The organism is Pseudomonas sp. 15A4, assembly GCF_016925575.1.
Taxonomy (GTDB): Bacteria; Pseudomonadota; Gammaproteobacteria; order Pseudomonadales; family Pseudomonadaceae; genus Aquipseudomonas.
Window position 1 is genome coordinate 4,665,884 of the sequence record NZ_CP068986.1, and the last position, 18,589, is coordinate 4,684,472.

15 protein-coding genes and 2 pseudogenes are annotated in these 18,589 nt (G+C 60.6%); 10 read left to right on the forward strand and 7 right to left on the reverse strand.

All coding sequences use genetic code 11. The annotated features are described in order from the left end of the window. The first annotated feature begins 339 nt into the window (after positions 1–339). The 5 genes and pseudogenes from glcD (at position 340) to JN403_RS20675 (ending at position 6,885) form a co-directional block, all read left to right on the forward strand. Positions 340–1,839 carry a glycolate oxidase subunit GlcD gene (gene glcD, locus JN403_RS20655; RefSeq protein ID WP_205484071.1) on the forward strand — a complete coding sequence of 500 codons (1,500 nt, stop codon included), beginning with the start codon at positions 340–342 and terminating at the stop codon, positions 1,837–1,839. Next, positions 1,839–2,935, forward strand: a pseudogene (glcE, locus tag JN403_RS20660) (glycolate oxidase subunit GlcE). The gene glcD and the pseudogene glcE overlap by 1 nt, the downstream one beginning before the upstream one ends. A 3-nt stretch (positions 2,936–2,938) precedes the next feature. Further along, entirely contained in the window at positions 2,939–4,162 is a 1,224-nt protein-coding gene (gene glcF, locus JN403_RS20665) for a glycolate oxidase subunit GlcF (protein ID WP_205484072.1), read from the forward strand. Between the two features lie 66 nt (positions 4,163–4,228). Next, positions 4,229–4,636: a heme-binding protein gene (locus tag JN403_RS20670; RefSeq protein ID WP_122625337.1), complete on the forward strand. Its 408-nt coding sequence runs from the start codon at positions 4,229–4,231 to the stop codon at positions 4,634–4,636. Positions 4,637–4,707: 71 nt separating this feature from the next. Beyond that, positions 4,708–6,885: a malate synthase G gene (locus JN403_RS20675; protein WP_205484073.1), complete on the forward strand. Its 2,178-nt coding sequence runs from the start codon at positions 4,708–4,710 to the stop codon at positions 6,883–6,885. A 182-nt stretch (positions 6,886–7,067) separates the two neighbouring features. Here the strand turns inward: JN403_RS20675 and JN403_RS20680 are convergent, their stop codons facing one another. After that, on the reverse strand, positions 7,068–8,084 hold the full coding sequence (locus JN403_RS20680; protein ID WP_205484074.1) for a LacI family DNA-binding transcriptional regulator: 1,017 nt from the start codon (positions 8,082–8,084) through the stop codon (positions 7,068–7,070). A gap of 267 nt (positions 8,085–8,351) precedes the next feature. On the opposite strand from JN403_RS20680, the gene JN403_RS20685 reads away from it, so the two are divergent. From JN403_RS20685 to csrA, 3 genes are all read left to right on the forward strand, one after another. Further along, complete coding sequence (locus tag JN403_RS20685; RefSeq protein WP_163023182.1) at positions 8,352–8,879, forward strand: gluconokinase; 528 nt, start codon at positions 8,352–8,354, stop codon at positions 8,877–8,879. Positions 8,880–9,007: 128 nt separating this feature from the next. Continuing rightward, positions 9,008–10,360, forward strand: coding sequence for a GntP family permease (locus tag JN403_RS20690; protein ID WP_205484075.1), 1,353 nt, complete (start codon positions 9,008–9,010; stop codon positions 10,358–10,360). A 590-nt stretch (positions 10,361–10,950) separates the two neighbouring features. Continuing rightward, on the forward strand, positions 10,951–11,139 hold the full coding sequence (gene csrA, locus JN403_RS20695) for a carbon storage regulator CsrA (RefSeq protein ID WP_122537958.1): 189 nt from the start codon (positions 10,951–10,953) through the stop codon (positions 11,137–11,139). Positions 11,140–11,418: 279 nt separating this feature from the next. On the opposite strand, the gene JN403_RS20700 is transcribed toward csrA, so the two are convergent. Then, entirely contained in the window at positions 11,419–11,655 is a 237-nt protein-coding gene (locus JN403_RS20700) for a DUF465 domain-containing protein (protein WP_122537956.1), read from the reverse strand. 163 nt (positions 11,656–11,818) lie between these two features. Here JN403_RS20700 and JN403_RS20705 point away from each other — a divergent pair, with 163 nt between their 5' ends. After that, positions 11,819–13,072: a M20/M25/M40 family metallo-hydrolase gene (locus JN403_RS20705; RefSeq protein WP_205484076.1), complete on the forward strand. Its 1,254-nt coding sequence runs from the start codon at positions 11,819–11,821 to the stop codon at positions 13,070–13,072. 36 nt (positions 13,073–13,108) lie between these two features. Here JN403_RS20705 and JN403_RS20710 read toward each other — a convergent pair whose 3' ends face one another. Beyond that, complete coding sequence (locus JN403_RS20710; RefSeq protein ID WP_205484077.1) at positions 13,109–14,041, reverse strand: ketopantoate reductase family protein; 933 nt, start codon at positions 14,039–14,041, stop codon at positions 13,109–13,111. A gap of 179 nt (positions 14,042–14,220) precedes the next feature. After that, positions 14,221–15,650: pseudogene (locus JN403_RS20715) on the reverse strand (pyridine nucleotide-disulfide oxidoreductase). Between the two features lie 881 nt (positions 15,651–16,531). On the opposite strand from JN403_RS20715, the gene JN403_RS20720 reads away from it, so the two are divergent. Then, a complete protein-coding gene (locus JN403_RS20720; RefSeq protein ID WP_205484078.1) occupies positions 16,532–16,846 on the forward strand; it encodes a hypothetical protein in 315 nt (104 codons plus the stop codon). Between the two features lie 11 nt (positions 16,847–16,857). On the opposite strand, the gene JN403_RS20725 is transcribed toward JN403_RS20720, so the two are convergent. From JN403_RS20725 to JN403_RS20735, 3 genes are all read right to left on the reverse strand, one after another. Then, entirely contained in the window at positions 16,858–17,310 is a 453-nt protein-coding gene (locus JN403_RS20725; RefSeq protein WP_205484079.1) for a hypothetical protein, read from the reverse strand. A gap of 85 nt (positions 17,311–17,395) precedes the next feature. Further along, positions 17,396–17,656, reverse strand: a complete 261-nt coding sequence (locus JN403_RS20730; RefSeq protein WP_205484080.1) for a DUF1652 domain-containing protein — start codon at positions 17,654–17,656, stop codon at positions 17,396–17,398. Between the two features lie 350 nt (positions 17,657–18,006). After that, positions 18,007–18,483: a GNAT family protein gene (locus tag JN403_RS20735; protein WP_205484081.1), complete on the reverse strand. Its 477-nt coding sequence runs from the start codon at positions 18,481–18,483 to the stop codon at positions 18,007–18,009. Positions 18,484–18,589: the final 106 nt, after the last annotated feature.

The window sequence follows — 18,589 nt, forward strand, 5'->3', positions numbered from 1 at the left end:
AATCGATCCGTAGGAGCCGGCTTGCTCGCGAACACATTTTTCAGCCGCATCCAACAAACTGGATTGCCCGGTTCGCCAGCAAGCCGACTGCTGCCACGGGCGTAGCACTGGTATGACCGCGGATATCAACCTGAACAGCAGAGAGCGCGGCTGGCGCTATCTAACTGATATTCATGTGTATTAGCGGAAAATTTCCTGTTCCCTCATGGCGAAACTGGTTCGACCACTGCTCCACCCGGTAGACACTAAGCCAGGCTGAGCCAATGATGCAAGCCAGCCATTCACGTTCCGTCACGGAACGGGCCTCCAATAAAAACAAGACAGGGTTGCGAACCCATCATGAATATCCTGTACGACGAACGCGTCGACGGCGTTCTGCCGGTCATCGACAAACAACAGCTGCTCCAAGCGCTGCAAACCCGCCTGCCCGATCTGGACATCCTCCATCGGGAGGAAGAATTGCGCCCCTACGAATGCGACGGCCTCTCCGCCTACCGAACGACGCCGATGCTGGTGGTGCTGCCCCAGCGCATCGAGCAGGTGCAGACGCTGCTGAAGGTCTGCCACGAGCGCGGCGTGCCGGTGGTGGCCCGTGGTGCCGGGACCGGACTGTCCGGCGGCGCACTGCCCCTGGAAAAAGGCGTGCTGCTGGTGATGGCGCGCTTCAACAAAATTCTGCACATCGACGCCGCCGGGCGCTATGCAAGGGTGCAGCCTGGCGTGCGCAACCTGGCCATTTCCCAGGCCGCCGCGCCCTATGACCTTTATTACGCCCCAGATCCCTCCTCGCAGATTGCCTGCTCCATCGGCGGCAACGTCGCGGAAAACGCCGGGGGCGTGCATTGCCTGAAATACGGCCTGACCGTGCACAACCTGCTCAAGGTCGACATCCTGACGGTCGAGGGCGAGCAGATGGTGCTGGGCTCCGACGCGCTGGATTCGCCGGGCTTCGACCTGCTGGCGCTGTTCACCGGATCCGAAGGCATGCTCGGGGTGATCACCGAGGTCACCGTCAAACTGTTGCCCAAGCCGCAAGTCGCACGGGTGTTGCTGGCCGCCTTCGACTCGGTGGAAAAAGCCGGGCGCGCGGTCGGCGACATCATTGCCGAGGGCATCATCCCCGGTGGCCTGGAAATGATGGACAACCTTGCCATTCGCGCTGCCGAAGACTTCATTCACGCCGGCTATCCGGTGGACGCCGAAGCCATCCTGTTGTGCGAACTCGATGGCGTGGAAGCCGACGTCCACGCCGATTGCGACCGGGTTCGCAGGGTGCTGGAAAATGCCGGGGCGACCGAAATCCGACAGGCGAAAGACGAAGCCGAACGCGTGCGCTTCTGGGCCGGGCGCAAGAACGCCTTCCCGGCAGTCGGTCGGCTGTCGCCGGATTACTACTGCATGGACGGCACCATTCCGCGTCGGGAGTTGCCGGGCGTGCTGAAGGGTATTTCCGCGCTGTCGGAAGAATACGGCCTGCGCGTCGCCAACGTTTTCCACGCCGGCGACGGCAACATGCACCCGCTGATCCTCTTCGATGCCAATCAACCCGGTGAACTGGACCGCGCCGAGGCGCTGGGCGGGAAGATTCTGGAGCTGTGCGTGAAAGTCGGCGGCAGCATCACCGGCGAGCACGGCGTAGGCCGCGAAAAGATCAACCAGATGTGTGCGCAATTCAACAGTGACGAGCTGACGTTGTTTCATGCGGTAAAAGCCGCTTTCGATCCGGCCGGCACCCTCAATCCCGGCAAGAACATCCCGACCCTGCACCGCTGCGCCGAATTCGGTGCCATGCACGTGCACATGGGCAAGCTGCCCTTCCCTGAACTGGAGCGTTTCTGATGGATGCCCAACGTCAGCCGCCCTTCGTGGCCCAGGAGCGCGATGCCAGCGATGCGCTGCTGGAACAGGTCAACCAGGCGATTCAATCCGCCCTGCCGCTGCGCATTCAAGGTGCCAACAGCAAGGCATTTCTCGGTCGCGAGGTGGCCGGGGAAATGCTGGATACGCGCATCCACAGTGGCATCGTCACTTACGACCCGACCGAGCTGGTGATCACCGCCCGCGCCGGCACGCCGTTGTCGGTGCTGAACGCCGCGCTGGAAGACGCCGGTCAAATGCTGCCCTGCGAGCCACCCAGCTACAGCGATGGCGGCGCAGGTGGTGGAACCGTCGGCGGCATGGTCGCCGCAGGCTTGTCCGGCCCGCGCAGGCCGTGGTCAGGCTCGGTGCGTGATTTCGTCCTGGGCACGCGGGTGATCACAGGTCTCGGCAAGCATTTGCGCTTCGGCGGCGAGGTGATGAAAAACGTCGCCGGTTACGATCTGTCACGCTTGATGGCGGGCAGTTTTGGCTGTCTGGGCCTGATCACCGAAGTCTCATTGAAAGTCCTGCCCAAACCGAGGCTGTGCACCAGCATCGCACTGGAGATGGACAGCGCCACCGCCCTCGCCCGCCTCGCGCAGTGGGGTCAGCAACCGCTGCCGATCAGCGCCGCCAGCCACGACGGCCGCGTGCTGCGCTTGCGCCTTGAAGGCGGTGAAGGTTCAGTCGCGGCGGCCCATGACCGCCTCGGCGGCGAATCCATCGACCCGGCTTACTGGCGCGCGCTGAACGAACACCGCCTGGACTTCTTCACCGATGGCCGGCCGCTATGGCGCGTGTCATTGCCCGTCAGCACGGCGGCGCTGGACCTGCCGGGGATCAATTGATCGACTGGGCCGGCGCGCAACGCTGGTTGAAATCCGACGCCAGCGGCAGCGAGATTCGGCGCATCGCCAGCGCTGCAGGTGGTCACGCCACCTGTTACAGCCATGGCCTGGAAGACAGCCCGTTTCAGCCATTGGCCACGCCCTTGCTGCGCTATCACCGCCAGCTCAAGGCGCAACTCGATCCGCACGGAATGTTCAATCCGGGCCGAATGTACGCGGAGATCTGAACCATGCAGACGACCCTGAGCGAACACGCTAGAAGCCTGCCCCGTGGCGAAGAAGCGGAAAGCATTCTGCGCAGCTGCGTGCACTGCGGTTTCTGCAACGCGACCTGCCCGACCTATCAGTTGCTCGGCGATGAGCTGGATGGGCCACGCGGGCGCATTTACCTGATCAAGCAAGTGCTGGAAGGCAAGGAAGTCACCGAGAAAACCCAGCTGCACCTGGACCGCTGCCTGTCCTGCCGCAACTGTGAAACCACCTGCCCTTCCGGCGTCGACTACCACAACCTGCTGGACATTGGCCGGGAAGTGGTCGACGCCGCCGTGCCGCGCCCGCTGGGCCAACGATTACTGCGCGACAGCCTTCGCGCTGTGGTGCCAAACGCCAGCCTGTTCAAGTCGCTCACCCAGCTGGGCAATTCCTTCAGGCCGCTGCTGCCCGGCGCATTGAAGACCAAGCTGCCCGGCAGTATCCGACCGGCCAAGGCGCGGCCGACCCGGCAACATGCGCGGCAAATGCTGATTCTCGAAGGCTGCGTGCAACCCGGTTTGTCGCCCAACACCAATGCGGCCACGGCGCGTGTGCTGGATCGGCTGGGCATCAGCGTCACATCCATTGCCCAGGCCGGTTGCTGCGGCGCCGTGGATTATCACTTGAACGCCCAGGAACAAGGCCTGCAGCGGGCGCGGCGGAACATTGATGCGTGGTGGCCGAGCATTCAGGCCGGTGCCGAAGCCATTGTGCAGACCGCCAGCGGCTGCGGCGCCTTCGTCAAGGATTACGGCCACCTGCTGCGCAACGACCCGGCTTACGCGCAAAAAGCCGCGGCCATCAGCGAACGCACCAAAGACCTGGTCGAAGTGCTGCGCGCCGAACCCCTGGAGCAGCTCGGCGGTTGCACCCTCCAGACCCTGGCCTTCCACTGCCCGTGTACGCTGCAGCACGCGCAGAAACTTGGCGGCGCCGTCGAGTCCGTGTTGACCCGGCTGGGCTTCAATCTCACACCAGTGCCCGACAGTCACTTATGCTGCGGCTCGGCCGGCACCTATTCGATCACCCAGCCGGTGCTGGCGAAACAGCTGCGTGACAACAAGATGAATGCGCTGGAAAGCGGCAACCCGGACGTGATCGCGACGGCCAACATTGGCTGTCAGACCCACTTGGCCAGCGCCAACCGCACGCCGGTCAAACACTGGATCGAACTCATCGAGGACGCGTTGCCTCCAAGTTGATTGCAGACGCCCTTGATCCGTATCAGACCGACACGCATGACACCCTTTGCCCTTCAGGAGAACTGCATGAAAACCAAATCCGTACTGACCCAGACCGAAGTCACCCAGATCCTCGCTGCCGCCCGTACCGAGGCGCAGAACAACGGTTGGGCGGTGTCCATCGCCGTGACGGACGACGGCGGTCACCTGCTGGGCTTCGAGCGCCTCGACGGCTGCGCGCCCATCGGTGGCTACATCGCCATCGAAAAAGCCCGCACCTCGGCGCTGGGGCGTCGCGAATCCAAGGGCTATGAGGAAATGGTCAACGGCGGTCGCACCGCATTCGTCACCGCCCCGCTGCTGACGTCGCTGGAAGGCGGCGTACCGGTGATCATCGACGGCCAGACCATCGGCGCCGTGGGTGTGTCCGGCGTGAAGGCCGACCAGGATGCCCAAGTGGCCAAGGCCGGGGTGGCGGCGGTGAGCGCGCAATAACGCCACCCGCGATAACGCTCTACGCGCCGGCGCCCAAGGGTGCCAACACCTATTCACGATGGAGACCCCTGATGACCGAATTCGTCAATTGCCACAACCTTAAAGTGGCGGCCAACCTCAAGCGCTTTGTCGACGAGGAAGTGATTCCCGGCACAGGCCTGACACCGGCACTGTTCTGGGCCGATTTCGATTCGCTCGTCCACGACCTCGCCCCGGTCAACCGCGAGTTGCTGAAAGAGCGCGACCGCATACAGGCTCAACTGGACAAGTGGCACAAATCCAACCCTGGCCCGGTCACCGACATGCCGGCGTACATCGCATTTCTCGACAGCATCGGCTATCTGAAGCAGGTGCCGGCGCAGGTGAAGGTCTCCACTAACAAGGTGGACATCGAAGTCAGCGAGCAGGCCGGCCCGCAACTGGTGGTGCCTGCCGCCAATGCCCGTTACGCCCTGAACGCCGCCAACGCGCGCTGGGGTTCGCTGTACGACGCGCTGTACGGCACCGATGCCATTTCCTCGGCCAACGGCGCCGAAATCAAAGCGGGCTACAACCCGTTGCGGGGCGAGAAGGTCATCGCCTTCGCCCGCGCCCTGCTGGATGAAGCCGCGCCCCTGGCGTCCGGCTCCCATGTCGGCGCCAAGGCCTACGCGGTGGACAGCGGCGAATTGCTGGTCACCCTCGCCGACGGCAGCCAGTCGCGCCTGGCACAGCCCGAGAAATACATCGGCTATCAGGGCGAGCCGCGCCAGCCGAATGCAATCCTGCTGAAGAACAACGGCCTGCACATCGAAATCCAGATCGACCCCGCCAGCCCGATCGGCGCCACTGACCCGGCCGGAATCAAGGACCTGCTGCTGGAAGCCGCGCTGTCGACCATCATCGACTGCGAGGACTCGGTCGCCGCCGTCGATGCCGACGACAAACTGGTGATCTACCGCAACTGGCTGGGCCTGATGAAAGGCGACCTGACCGAAGCGCTGGTCAAGAACGGCAAGACCATCACCCGTCGCCTGAACGCCGACCGCCAATACACGGCGGCCGACGGCAGCGCGATTACCCTGCACGGGCGCTCGCTGCTGTTCATCCGCAACGTCGGCCACCTGATGACCAACCCGGCGATCCTTTACGACGGCAATAAGGAAATCCCCGAAGGCATTCTTGATGGCGTCATCACCAGCCTGATTGCCCTGCACGACCTGCACAACCGCACCAACTCCCGCGCCGGCAGCGTCTACATCGTTAAACCGAAGATGCACGGGCCGGACGAAGTCGCGTTCGCCAACACCCTGTTCAGCCGCATCGAAGACGCGCTGAAAATTCCGCGCAACACCCTGAAAATGGGGATCATGGACGAGGAGCGGCGCACCAGCGTCAACCTCAAGGCGTGCATCGAAGCCGCATCCTCTCGAGTCGCCTTCATCAACACCGGTTTCCTTGATCGCACCGGCGACGAGATGCACAGCTCAATGGAAGCCGGGCCGATGCTGCGCAAGGGCGACATGAAAGCCACGCCGTGGATCAAGGCTTACGAGCGGAGCAACGTGCTGGTGGGCCTGGCGTGCGGGTTGCGCGGGCGAGCGCAGATCGGCAAAGGCATGTGGGCGATGCCGGACCTGATGGCCGACATGCTGGAGCAGAAGATCGCGCACCCGAAATCCGGCGCAACCACGGCGTGGGTTCCGTCCCCTACCGCGGCCACTTTGCATGCGCTGCACTACCACAAAGTGGACGTGAAAGCGGTGCAGCAGGAGCTGGAACAGGTCGATCTGGACAGCATCAGCGAAGACATTCTGCTGGACCTGCTGAGCATTCCGGTCGTCGAGAAGGCGGAGTGGAACGAGGATCAGATTCGCGAAGAAGTCGAGAACAATGCCCAAGGGCTGTTGGGCTATGTGGTGCGCTGGGTGGAGCAAGGCGTTGGCTGCTCGAAGGTGCCGGACATCCACAACGTCGGCCTGATGGAAGACCGCGCGACGCTGCGCATTTCCAGCCAGCACATCGCCAACTGGCTGCGCCACGGCGTGATCTCTGAGGACTATGTGAAAGATGCGTTGAAACGTATGGCGAAGGTTGTCGACCGGCAAAACGCCGGGGACTCGGCTTACACGCCAATGGCCGGCAATTTCGAAAAATCAGTGGCCTTCCAGGCCGCCAGCGCGCTGGTGTTCAAAGGCCGCGAACAGCCGAGCGGCTACACCGAACCGCTGTTGCACGAGTTCCGGTTGGCGTTCAAGAAGGAGCATTGATCGAGCGGAAGCGCTGGGGATTTGAAGTGGGGGTGGCTTGCTCACGAATGGGGTGGGTCAGCAGCACTCAGGCTGGCTGACAGATTGCCTTCGCGAGCAAGCTCACTCCTACAGGATCAGCGTCTGACTTTGGTTCGGGGCGGATGGAGGAGTTGTGGAAATGAGCCTGCTCACGAAAACGCCTAAGTGCTCTCCCGCACCACCAGTTCAAACCCCAGATCCACCTGTGCTTCGTGGACCGTGCCGTCCAGCAAGCCGAGCAACAGTTGCGCGGCGCGCTGGCCGACCTGTTCGCGCGGGGTACGGATTGAGGTCAGGCGCGGGACCATGTGCGCCGAACCCGGCAGATCGTTGAAGCCGATCAGCGAAACCTGTTCCGGAATGCGGACGCCCCGTCGCAGGGCCTCCAATGATGCGCCCTGGGCCAGGTCGTCGTTGCAGAAGAACACCCCGTCAACATCCGGATGCGCCTCCAGCAACCGGGCGAACAACTCACTGCCCAGACCGATGGATGACGGCAGCGGCGACGCCACCTGCAGCGCTTCGTCGTACAGCCCTTCCTGCTCCAGCACGCCGCGAAAGCCGACGCCACGCTGAATCACCCGTGGATCGAGCTGCGCCGACACGTACGCCAGTCGCCGCCGGCCACGGCTCAACAGATGCCGCGCCGCCTCGGCACCTGCCTGTTGCTGGGAAAACCCTACGCATGGCTCGGCGCGGGTCGGGTCGAGTTCCATCATGTGCACGCACGGCACGCCACTGGCGGCGAGCAATTGCTGCGCCGCCACGCTGCGGTCGAAACCGGTCAGCAGAATCCCCCGAGGCCGGTGGGACAGATGACTGCGCAGCAGGTTCTCTTCTTCTATAGGCGAGTAGTGATAGTTACCGATCACCACTTCAAGCCCGCGCGGGCGCAAGACCGTCTGAATGGCTTCGAGGGTTTCGATAAACAGTTGGTTGGACAGCGACGGCACCAGCACTACCACCGACTGACTTTGCGAAGACGCCAGCGCCCGTGCAGCAGGATTGGCGACATAGCCTAGACTCAGCGCAGCAGCGCGGACTTTTTCCACCAAATCCGGTGCCACGGTGGTCACACCACGCAAGGCTCGGGACGCGGTAATCGGCGAGACGGCGGCCAGTTTGGCGACTTCATTAAGGGTGGGACGACCGGTGGATCGGGAACCAATACGTGTCATGCGTTGCCAACTGATTGGAAGAAAGCTGAGGGGTTGCGATTGTGTGGGATGGGCTCTAAGGTAGCGCTATCTCACGGAGGCCCGCAACTTTTCGATCGATTCCACGACCGGGTTTTTGCATCTCATGGATCAGCGAGATACCCATAACAATGACTACACCTGGAAACAGTCTCGCCGGACTTGCACACCATTCGGCGAAGACAGCGCTGTCTCCGGGACGAGGTTTTTATGACTACTGCTCCACATGCTATTTCCGCCATCGTGGTAATGGGTGTTTCCGGCTGCGGCAAGAGCGCCGTCGGCGAGGCCATCGCAAACAACAGCGGCGGCCGCCTGATCGAGGGTGATGCGTTCCATCCTCAAGCCAACATCGACAAGATGAGCGCGGGCCATCCGCTTGACGACAACGATCGCGCCGGCTGGCTGACCCGCCTCGGCGAAGAAGTTGCCACCGCCTTGAAGAACGGCGAAAAACCCGTTCTAACCTGCTCCTCCCTCAAGCTCATCTACCGTGACCGTCTGCGTGCAGCCGTGCCGGGGCTGGGTTTCGTGTTTCTGGAGCTGACCAAAGAACTCGCCACCGAACGCTGCTCCCATCGCCCCGGGCACTTCATGCCGGCTAGTCTGGTCGACAGCCAGTTCGCGACCCTCGAACCTCCTTACAACGAGGACCGCACACTGGTGGTGGACGCGACCAAATCCATCGAAACCATCGGTAAGGAAGCGGCCACCTGGTGGAGCGAGTCCAGCGCCGAGCCACAAACCCCATCTGTCACCGCGCGCACCGGCTCTTGATCCTCGATCAGGCGTGAGCGGCAAAGGTAGCGCTGTCTCTGATGACGCTGCCCTCGCTTCACAGGGCAGAGAGCAACAGCGTCAAGCAGTAGCTCCAAAAAAACAAAATACAACGGAGAGACACCCCCATGTTCGGCATGACTCAAGACACGTATCTGCTGGTCGATGCGTTGGTGACCATCATTGGCCTTGTGCTTTTGATCACCAAGTTCAAAGTCCACCCCTTTATAGCATTGACCATCGCGGCAGGTTTTCTCGGGCTGACCTCCGGGATGCCGGTCGAAAAAGTGATGAAATCATTCCAGGACGGTTTCGGCGGCGTGCTGGGTTTCGTCGGCATCATTCTTGGCCTGGGCACCATGCTCGGCAAGCTGATGGCCGATTCCGGCGGTGCTGACCAGATCGCCCAGACGTTGATCCGTCGCTTCGGCAAGGACCGCGTGCACTGGGCCATGATGTTTTCGGCGTTTCTGGTGGGCATCCCGCTGTTCTTCGAAATCGGCTTCGTGCTGCTGATCCCGCTGGTGTTCATCGTTGCCCGTCGCAGCGGCGTGTCCATCGTCAAGATCGGTATCCCGCTGCTGGCAGGTCTGTCGGCCGTACACGGCCTGGTGCCTCCGCACCCGGGTCCGTTGCTGGCCATCGGCATCTTCAACGCAGACATCGGCAAGACCATTTTCTACGGTCTGATCGTTGCGTTCCCGACCGCCATCATCGCCGGCCCGATCTACGGCAAGTGGATTGCCAAGCACATTCCGGGCAACCCGTCTAAAGAGCTGATGGACCAGATTGCCAAGGAATCGACCAACGAGAACCTGCCAAGCTTCGCGATTACCCTGGTGACGATCCTGCTGCCAGTGTTTCTGATGCTGCTCAAGACGTTCGCCGACGTCGCGCTGCCAGCCGGTCACATCTTCCGCATCTGGATGGACTTCATCGGTCACCCGATCGCTGCCCTGCTGTTTGCCCTGCTGCTGGCGTTCTACACCTTTGGTTCGGCACGTGGTTTCAGCCGCGACCACATCATCAAGCTGCTCGACCAGAGCCTGGCGCCCGTCGCCGCAATCGTGCTGATCGTCGGTGCCGGCGGTGGTTTCAAGCAGATGCTGGTGGACAGTGGCGTCGGTAACCTGATCGGCCACATGGCCGTGCAGGCGCAGATCTCACCGATTCTGCTGGCGTGGCTGGTGGCTGCGGTCATCCGTATCGCTACCGGTTCCGCGACCGTCGCCACCATCACCGGTGCCGGGATTGTTGCGCCGGTGGTCGGCATGGTGCCGGGCGTGAACCGTGAGCTGCTGGTACTGGCGACCGGTGCCGGTTCGCTGATCCTGTCCCACGTGAACGACGCGGGCTTCTGGCTGGTCAAGCAGTACTTCAACATGACCGTGTCCGAGACGCTGAAAACCTGGACCGTGATGGAAACCATCCTGTCGGTCGTGGGCATCATCCTGATCATGCTGTTATCGATGGTGGTCTGATGGGTTGATCGCGGCAAATTGACGCTGCGATCCTTGCCGCTGTTCCCATGCCCACCTCTACGGTGGGCATGTCATTTCTGACCCACTCAAAGCGCTCACCACCGCTCTGCTGATGACGCCACCTGAGTCTTCGGTGCAGTCCAGCCGGGCCTGATACAAAACCGTTCACACATCCCGTCATCAATTCGATTAAAGTTACGGCGTTTTGCCGGTACTCATTTAGGAAGTCTCCTACACTCCTCCCAGAGAACTCGTACGAGGCAATCTAATGAAAATTTCATCGCCGGCCGCTACGAGTTCTTTGCAATAAAGGGCAAAGGAGTGTGGAATAGGCGCCGCTCTGAATCCGGCTATCAATGCGATAGCCGATTCGTACGGGAAATTACCGCCAGCATCAGGCAAGATTCCCATGCCGTTCTGCCCCAGGAGCGACGCTCACTGTGACGAGACGATGAACCTGGGGAATTAAAATCGTACCAATGGCGTCATACTGATGACCGCATTTGGATGCAATCGGCAATTACCATCACCCAAAGGCTCACGCCAGCCTCCCGGCAGAGGCGCTTCATGAGGCCATCAAGGAAAAGATTATGTTGATACTCACCCGTAAAGTCGGCGAAAGCATAAACATTGGTGACGACATCACCGTTACCATTCTGGGCGTTCAGGGCCTCCAGGTCCGTCTCGGGATCAACGCCCCGAAAGATGTTTCCGTACACCGCGAAGAAATCTACAAACGCATCAAGGCCGAAACTGCAACCGACCAGGATCCGCAATAAGCCCACCGGTTTATGCTTATTCGATAACTGTCAGCGGCCATCAGGTGCTGACAGATCGGCGACGGCGACTGACAAGGCGCCGTTTTTTTCGTCCGCACTTTGGATCCATCAAAGTCAGCTTCGCTGATAACTAAGCGTGAGCGAATGCAGAGAATCTGCGTATCGGACGATGCACTTCCGGATGTCGCGACAAGTTGTCAGACATCCGGTATCGCCAACTAAAACGGCCGACCTCCATAAGAGATCGGCCGTTTTTAGTTATCAACCGGTTTAACCCGATCAGCCCGCCGTGTTCAGGTGGCTGGCGATGGTGTCTTTTGCCTGCAGGCGTTTTTCCTTGAGTTTTTTCAATTCGTCATCGGGAATATCGCCCGCCTCTTCGGCGCTCACAATCTGAATGTCCAGCTCATCGTAGTGCTCGACCAGGGCATTGAGCTTCGCGTCGCCGCTTTTGAGCTTGGCGAGTTCTTCTTTGGTAACGCTCAGGTCCGCGTACAAATCGTGCTTAACCGGCATGGGATGCCTCTCCTCTGATGACTGATGTAGGCATGTTGAGGGTAGCCCAGCTTAAAGGTTCGGCGTTTTTGCCGATGTGAATAACGCGTTTTGACATGCACGATCCTGTACAACGGGCTAGGGTATCGGTCGAACCCTTTTCATGCCATTTCAAGGATCGACCATGACCTCGCCGTTTTCCCGTTCTCTTCTCGCCAGCGCTCTGGCCTTCGGTATCGCCTTCTCCGCGGCAGCGCCTGTCTTTGCCGAGCCCAACAAACAGGTCCAGGCGGATGCCGAGCAATACAAGGACGAAGCGCTGAAGCTGCTGGAGCAACTGGTCAATATCGATTCGGGCTCCGGCTATGAGCCGGGACTGACCCAGGTGCGTGACATCGTCGTCGCGCAGCTCAAGGCGCTGGGCGCGACTATCGAAATGGTCCCTAACACCGCGCCGGACAAGAGCCAGCATGTGGTCGCGACGCTCAGGGGCACCGGCAAGGCGAAGATTCTGCTGATGGCGCACATGGACACCGTATTCAAGGAAGGCTCCGCCGCCGCCCGGCCATTCCATATCAAGGACGGTCGTGCCTACGGGCCGGGGGTGATGGACGACAAGGGCGGCATCGTTGCCGGGCTCTATGCGCTGAAGATTCTGAAGAAGCTCGACTTCAGGGACTATGCGCAGATTACCTTCCTGCTGGACGCCAGCGAGGAAACCGGCTCGGCCGCCGCTACGGCGCTGATTCAAAAGGTCGCCAAACAGCACGATGTGACCCTGAACCTGGAACCGGGACGCCCTGCCGACGGCCTGGTGATCTGGCGCAAAGGCAGCGCCACCGCCGTGGTTGAGGTCAAGGGCAAGGCATCTCACGCCGGCGTCGCGCCGGAACTGGGGCGCAACGCGGCCATGGAGGCGGCACATCAGATCCTGCAACTGGGCAAACTCGGCGATGCCGAGAAGAAAACCACGATCAACTTCACCGTGCTCAACGCCGGCGATCGCACCAACGTGATACCGGATCAAGCCACCGCCAAGGCCGATGTCCGCGCCGCCGTGCCGGAGGAGTTTGATCGTATCGAGAAGGATCTGGCCCGTGTCTCAGCTGACAAACTGATCCCGGACACCCAAGTGACGACCCGTCTTGAGCGCGGCTTGCCGCCCATGCCGCAGACGCCGGAAACCGACAAGCTGGTCGATATCGCTCAGGGCATCTACGGCGAGATCGGCCGCAAGCTGACCATAGAGGGCAGCGGCGGCGCGGCCGATGCGAGCCTCTCGGCCGGGGTCGGTGTGCCGACGCTGGACGGCTTCGGCATCGTTGGCGGCAACATTCACACGCCCGAGGAATATGCGGAAGTCGACAGTGTGTCGCCGCGCATTTACCTGTTGACGCGGATGATCATGGAGCTGGCGACGCACACTCCGGGAAAGTGACCTACGCCTGCTCCCCGAGCCTTTTACGTGAGCCTGTTACGTGAGCCGCCGCGCCTCATACGTGCGCAGGTGCAGATACACGTAATCGAGTGCCGACAGAGAATCTGCAGGTGACCTGTCGGCGCCTGGCCGACGGGTAATCAGCTCGCCAAACACATGCTCCACTTCAATCGGCGCGCCGCGCTCGATGTCCCTGAGCATCGAGGCAGTCATCTTCGAGCCGGGAGTGGTCAGCATCTTCTCGAACCGTTGGCGGGTTTCACTGAGCAGCGGGTGTCCGGCGTGTTCCGCGACTCGGGCACACTCGTCCAGCAGCTTCAGAATGAGCCCTTCTCCGCCACTGGCAACCACGTCGCCGATGCTCGCCCGCATCGACCCGGTAATGCCGGCCCCGGTCGCGATGAAGCACCATTTTTCCCACATCTCCTGAGTAATCTGCTCACTCAGGACCGCGTCGAATCCTGCATTGCCCAGCGCATCGGCGACCTGCTGAATGCGCGGCGTCAACCCACCGTCCCGTTCGCCAAACGAGAGCTGGTTGGTGTCGTTCAAGTGAAGGATGACGCCGGAGGCATCACGATCCAGCGAGATCAGGCATTGACCGCCGAGCACGTTTGCGGGAGAGAACCGCTCGGCGAGCCGATCCAGATGCGCCATGCCATTGAGCAGCGGCAGGATCAAGGTGTCCGGGCCGACGGCTGGCGCGAAAGATTCCATGGCGGTGTCGAGGTCGTAGGCCTTGCAGCTGAGGACGATCAGGTCGAACGGCGTATCCAGCATCGCCGCCATGACCTGCGGCGGCGACAGGTATTCGATGTTGCCGAGCGGGCTGCGCACGATCAGTCCGTCACGCTCCAGCTCTTGCGCCCGCCCTTCGCGCACCAGAAATGTCACGTCTCGCCCGGCGTCCAGCAATCGGCCGCCGAAATAGCCGCCGATCGCACCCGCGCCCACCATCAAAATCCGCATTGGTCAGTTCCTGTTCGATGCAACGTCGAGGGTCGGGCAAGCAGAATAGATCAGCCGCGGGACTCTGGCTAACTGCTTATATGGCGGCCAACATATATTTTCTATAGTTGAATCATGGGCAAAAAAATCCCGGAGCACCAAAACAAAGGTGCGCCGGGATACAAGTGCTGCAAGGAGAGTCAGGATTGCGCGTTGGCCAGCACGGGCCAGAGGAACGGCAGACGTTCTTCGCTGCGACTGGACACCAGTCGCGGCGCCGCAGGAACAGGCTGCACGGCCGGGGTTTGCAAGCGGGTCAGGACCGAGTCGATTACCACGCCACTGGCGTCGTGATGGAACTGCCAGACGCCGTAGATGCGGCCATCAAAAGACGCTTCGCTGCCCAATCGCGGATCAACCCCCAGCCCTGCCCCCAGACCGAACAGGTGCAGGCCGTGCAGGCGCTGACCGCTGGCATCAAGCGGACAGCCGGACGGGTCGGAATCCAGCCCGCCCTTGACCTCCATCAGCGTGATGGCCTCGCCACCGGCGTGGCTCAAGGCCGGCAACACCGGTTGGTAGCCCGTGCACTGCACGACAATCTCGGCTTCCGCCAGCGCTTGACGCGCTCGCTCCAACTGATCGGCCGGGCCCTGATGGGTTTGCAGCAACTGCACGCGCACGCCGGTCTTGCCGATCTGGCCCTTGGACAGGGCTTCACGGCCCACGTCCAGCGCCCGGTAGCGCAAACCGCCGGAGCGGTTGACCCGACCCGACACCGGGCAGACATCCCTCGCCGCATCGAACGCATAGCCCGCATCCAGCGCGGCCTGAGCAGTTTCGTAAAACAGACGAATCGGCGAACGGTGCACCAGCGTCACCTCCTCCAGGCCGGCAAACTCCAGCGCGTCGGCCAGGTTTTCCAGCACTGAGAACGCGCTGTGGGAGCCCCCACGACGCATACCCGCCCTTTGGCCGCCAGGGTCGTCGCAAAAAGGTGGCGCAACTGCACGGCGTTCATTCTCAGCAGCGCGTCGGCGCTCTCGATCCGCGCCGAAGGTGGCACCGCGAGGCCTTGATCCGCCAAGCTGTCGAGCAGGTGCTGCGGGTCCTGCCAGCCGCCCAGATTGAGGACGACTGCGCGGCTGCGAATACGCCGACTGCGGCCATCTGACTCGACCCACACCTGATACTCATCGTCTTCGCGCACGATCTCGGTGATCGTCGTGCTGCTCCACAACTTCACGCCATAGTGCTCGACGATAAAGTCGAGCACCAGCGTCGAGGCTTCCGCCAGCAGTTCAGCGACGTCCGCCAACTGCGGCGCGCTTTGCGCCTGGTGTCGGATGCGCCAGTAGGCGGGCGAATGTTCCAGGGGTTCAAATACATCACGCAGCGCCGGGTCGCGCAGACAATCCAGAAACACATCGCCCACCGAGTTGGCGGTGATTCGGTAATCGCCCAGACGACCCGTGCCCGGCGTCGGACTTGCGTCGACAATGATTAAACCTTCCTTGGCCAGTTCTGGCATGGCGCCGCTTTTCAATGCGTTGAACAGCAGCCCCATTCCTGCAGGTCCGGCACCTCCCACTACACAACCGCAAACGGTTTCCAGATGATCTCCTTGCATAATTGTCACTCCACGCTGGGTCGTTACCGTATCGCCGCCTGCGTTATGAACATCCGCACTTCCGTGCGCGTTCAACCGCTATCGCTGAGACGATGCCTGAACTTTCAAGTTGAAAAAAATGAGCTGTTACTGAATGACTAGATCTGGCAGGCATGAACACCGCAATGAGGAGCGACACGTTGGCGGCAGTGACAACAGGCGCATCGACCCGGGTCAATTGATTCGGCGCAGGCTCTGGAACGCTGCTTTAAGGGAGGTACACCCTGCCTGAAGCTCCGTCGATCCGACTGTCCGTGCCGCCTGTTGTCAGTTTTCCCCAAGGGACGCTACCGCCAAACTCATCGCGCACCTGAACGGATTTATCCTGGAATAAGAAGTGCCGGGCGCTTGCACTAAGCGCGATTCAGCGAAGTCGAAAACGTAAAGTGATAGTTGCAAAGAACCGCCGAAGTGTCAATTTTACGAGACAAAGGGGATTTTGATCGATAGTAGATGTAACTAACTGATTTAGATCGTAATTTTTATTTTGACGTCATCAATTCGGCGCTCCATGTTGAGCCCATGGATTTATAAAATAACCGCCCCTCGCAATTTAACTGTGAATGGCGGGTCGCTACGGTATTAACTAACTCTGTTCGCAACATGAAACCGCCTCGAGTCATTTATTGCTCGTACTTTTCTATGATCATTAATATTCCCCAGCATTTATTGACGCCAGAATTATTCATTTTCTTAGGGGAATTGAGCTGTCTGCAGTGGCAAGGGAACCCTGCCGGATCCGATGAATGGGATACTTTGGTATGGCCAGCTGAGAACTATTCGGCCCTGTCGTACCTCCATTGTGATGTGTAAGCACTTTCCCAAGGACAGAGAGGTGACCTATGAATGCTGATAAAACCGATCGATCCAGCATCGCCGAAATTGATTATTCGCGGGACACACTGTTCGGACCTATCCCGATGCAGGCGACCTGCCGAGTACGTCTCGCGACGGTAGAGCATGATGGGCACAGCTTGCGCGAGCTGACTATCCTCGGTGACGTGCCGGATTATTTGCCCAAGTCATCGATCATTCGCATTGCGATGGACGGCCGCATTGAGGCGGGGCCCGTTCGTGAGCACTATGCGGTTAAAGACAACGGCGAGGAGCACTACAAGCTGCTCTTCGAGAATGAGCACCTCCACCGGACGCATTGAAAACGATCGCGCTACTGCGCGCCGTTGTGGACGTGCACGGCCTGAGCGATCCCAAGGGGTTTGCCGGACCGGGGCTCCACGTTGGGAGGAATGGCGAGGGTCGGAGGGATGAAAGGCAGCACTGCCGCAGAGGTCGGCGCTGTATCAAGTGCAGTGGCGTCCCCGCCCGCACCTTGACGTACGGGCAGCACGTCGGCCCCGTAGCGCAGGCCTTCAACCTGAGGCTTGATTTGCAGCACCGGCTCCGGTGGCAGCAGTTGCTCTCGCTCCAGGGACGTCATCGGCGGTCTGAAGCTGGCGTTCCGCGTTTCCAGCCGCTCCAGCATCGTGATGATCGACGCAGCGCCAACCACAACAATGCCCAGCAGGCAGCTGACGCCGATCATTACTTTGCGACGGCGGCGCGCTGGCGCCGCTCGGTTGTGCTCTGGTACTGCATCGATCTCGGGTTGCGCGTACGCCATGCAAATCCTCAATGTCCCGCCTGGCCGCCGTGGCCGATGCAGACCAACATAAGGCGGAACGGTGATTATTGCTAGAGCCCTGCGCTCAACTCGCCAGCGCGTGCGCGTAATGCCTGGCCTTCACGAGTTCGGCCTGAAGGTCACGGATAAGTACGCACAAGGCGTGGCTATTATCGAGCGAGTCCAGAGCAATATTGGAAGCGAACAACTCGACGCGCTGAGTGGCAGGGTCGATGACTTCAACCGTCATTCGATCCTCTATCACCGTGCAGTTGCAACGCAGGGGCAGAAACGCACTTTCTATAATGTTGCGCAGTTCAAGCTTGGAGAGCGTACAGGCAATCATCTTCAATCCTCCACAGGCAGGACTGGGTGATGCCTTCAGCCGCTCGCCTGACCATAAATAACCGTTTACACCACGAGGGAAATGTTTCCCGGGCCACCATTCGCCAGTTGGCAAACAGGGATATTCAACTTATACGCCGCAGCCCAAAGTGAAGCAAACAGCCTTTATCGCGCTCATTTCAGATCCTGAGCTGCAGGGATGCGGAGGTAAATCGATTCACTCTGGTAGAACTCGACCCGTTCACACTTTAACGGGCGCAATCGCCGGACTAATAGGCGCTACATTGTCTTGGCCATCCGTCGGACAGGGTCAAAGGCCCGACGAGCGACGTCATTTACCGATCCCTGGGATTAGCTGCGTGGCAACTTGAGATGAATGAGGGCAACGCGCGCGCCTTTCTTGTCCTGACGCTCTTCGATGGCGAAGGGTTTGAAGCCGAGCTTGGGATAGAAGAGCAATCCGGGGACGTTATGGTTGAAGCAGGAAGCGGTCAACTCCGCCGCTTCGTGTTTGCCAAAGGCCAGTTCCATCATGCAGCCGATCATGTAGCGGCCAACGCCTTTGGAGCGAAAGCGCGGATCAATGATGACGTTGCCCATTGAGCAACGGCCTCTGAAATCGTAGCGGGAGAAGTTCGCGAATCCCACGACCTGGCCGTCCAGCTCGATGACCGTGTTGTCCGAACGCTGGGCGATGGATTCGTTGAGCTGCTCCGGGGTCAGCGGGAAAACAGCCTTGGGGAACATATAGAACAGCTCATCAATGCTCTGGGGCATGTCGCAGATGAACGGAACGTCTTTTTCTTCCAGGGGGCGATGGATAAACATGGTGAGTTACCTCTCGAAGAAACAGGGGCCGTGGGCGGACTATAACTGTCATCCCGTAGAGCTGACGGTATAAGACACCATCCAAGCATGAATGTGCCGAAATGTT

Bases quoted from the DNA above. Each gene is read 5' to 3' on its own strand.
- glcD (WP_205484071.1), top strand. From the start codon at position 340: ATGAATATCCTGTACGACGAACGCGTCGACGGCGTTCTGCCGGTCATC.
- glcF (WP_205484072.1), top strand. From the start codon at position 2,939: ATGCAGACGACCCTGAGCGAACACGCTAGAAGCCTGCCCCGTGGCGAA.
- JN403_RS20670 (WP_122625337.1), top strand. From the start codon at position 4,229: ATGAAAACCAAATCCGTACTGACCCAGACCGAAGTCACCCAGATCCTC.
- JN403_RS20675 (WP_205484073.1), top strand. From the start codon at position 4,708: ATGACCGAATTCGTCAATTGCCACAACCTTAAAGTGGCGGCCAACCTC.
- JN403_RS20680 (WP_205484074.1), bottom strand. From the start codon at position 8,084: ATGACACGTATTGGTTCCCGATCCACCGGTCGTCCCACCCTTAATGAA.
- JN403_RS20685 (WP_163023182.1), top strand. From the start codon at position 8,352: ATGGGTGTTTCCGGCTGCGGCAAGAGCGCCGTCGGCGAGGCCATCGCA.
- JN403_RS20690 (WP_205484075.1), top strand. From the start codon at position 9,008: ATGTTCGGCATGACTCAAGACACGTATCTGCTGGTCGATGCGTTGGTG.
- csrA (WP_122537958.1), top strand. From the start codon at position 10,951: ATGTTGATACTCACCCGTAAAGTCGGCGAAAGCATAAACATTGGTGAC.
- JN403_RS20700 (WP_122537956.1), bottom strand. From the start codon at position 11,655: ATGCCGGTTAAGCACGATTTGTACGCGGACCTGAGCGTTACCAAAGAA.
- JN403_RS20705 (WP_205484076.1), top strand. From the start codon at position 11,819: ATGACCTCGCCGTTTTCCCGTTCTCTTCTCGCCAGCGCTCTGGCCTTC.
- JN403_RS20710 (WP_205484077.1), bottom strand. From the start codon at position 14,041: ATGCGGATTTTGATGGTGGGCGCGGGTGCGATCGGCGGCTATTTCGGC.
- JN403_RS20720 (WP_205484078.1), top strand. From the start codon at position 16,532: ATGAATGCTGATAAAACCGATCGATCCAGCATCGCCGAAATTGATTAT.
- JN403_RS20725 (WP_205484079.1), bottom strand. From the start codon at position 17,310: ATGGCGTACGCGCAACCCGAGATCGATGCAGTACCAGAGCACAACCGA.
- JN403_RS20730 (WP_205484080.1), bottom strand. From the start codon at position 17,656: ATGATTGCCTGTACGCTCTCCAAGCTTGAACTGCGCAACATTATAGAA.
- JN403_RS20735 (WP_205484081.1), bottom strand. From the start codon at position 18,483: ATGTTTATCCATCGCCCCCTGGAAGAAAAAGACGTTCCGTTCATCTGC.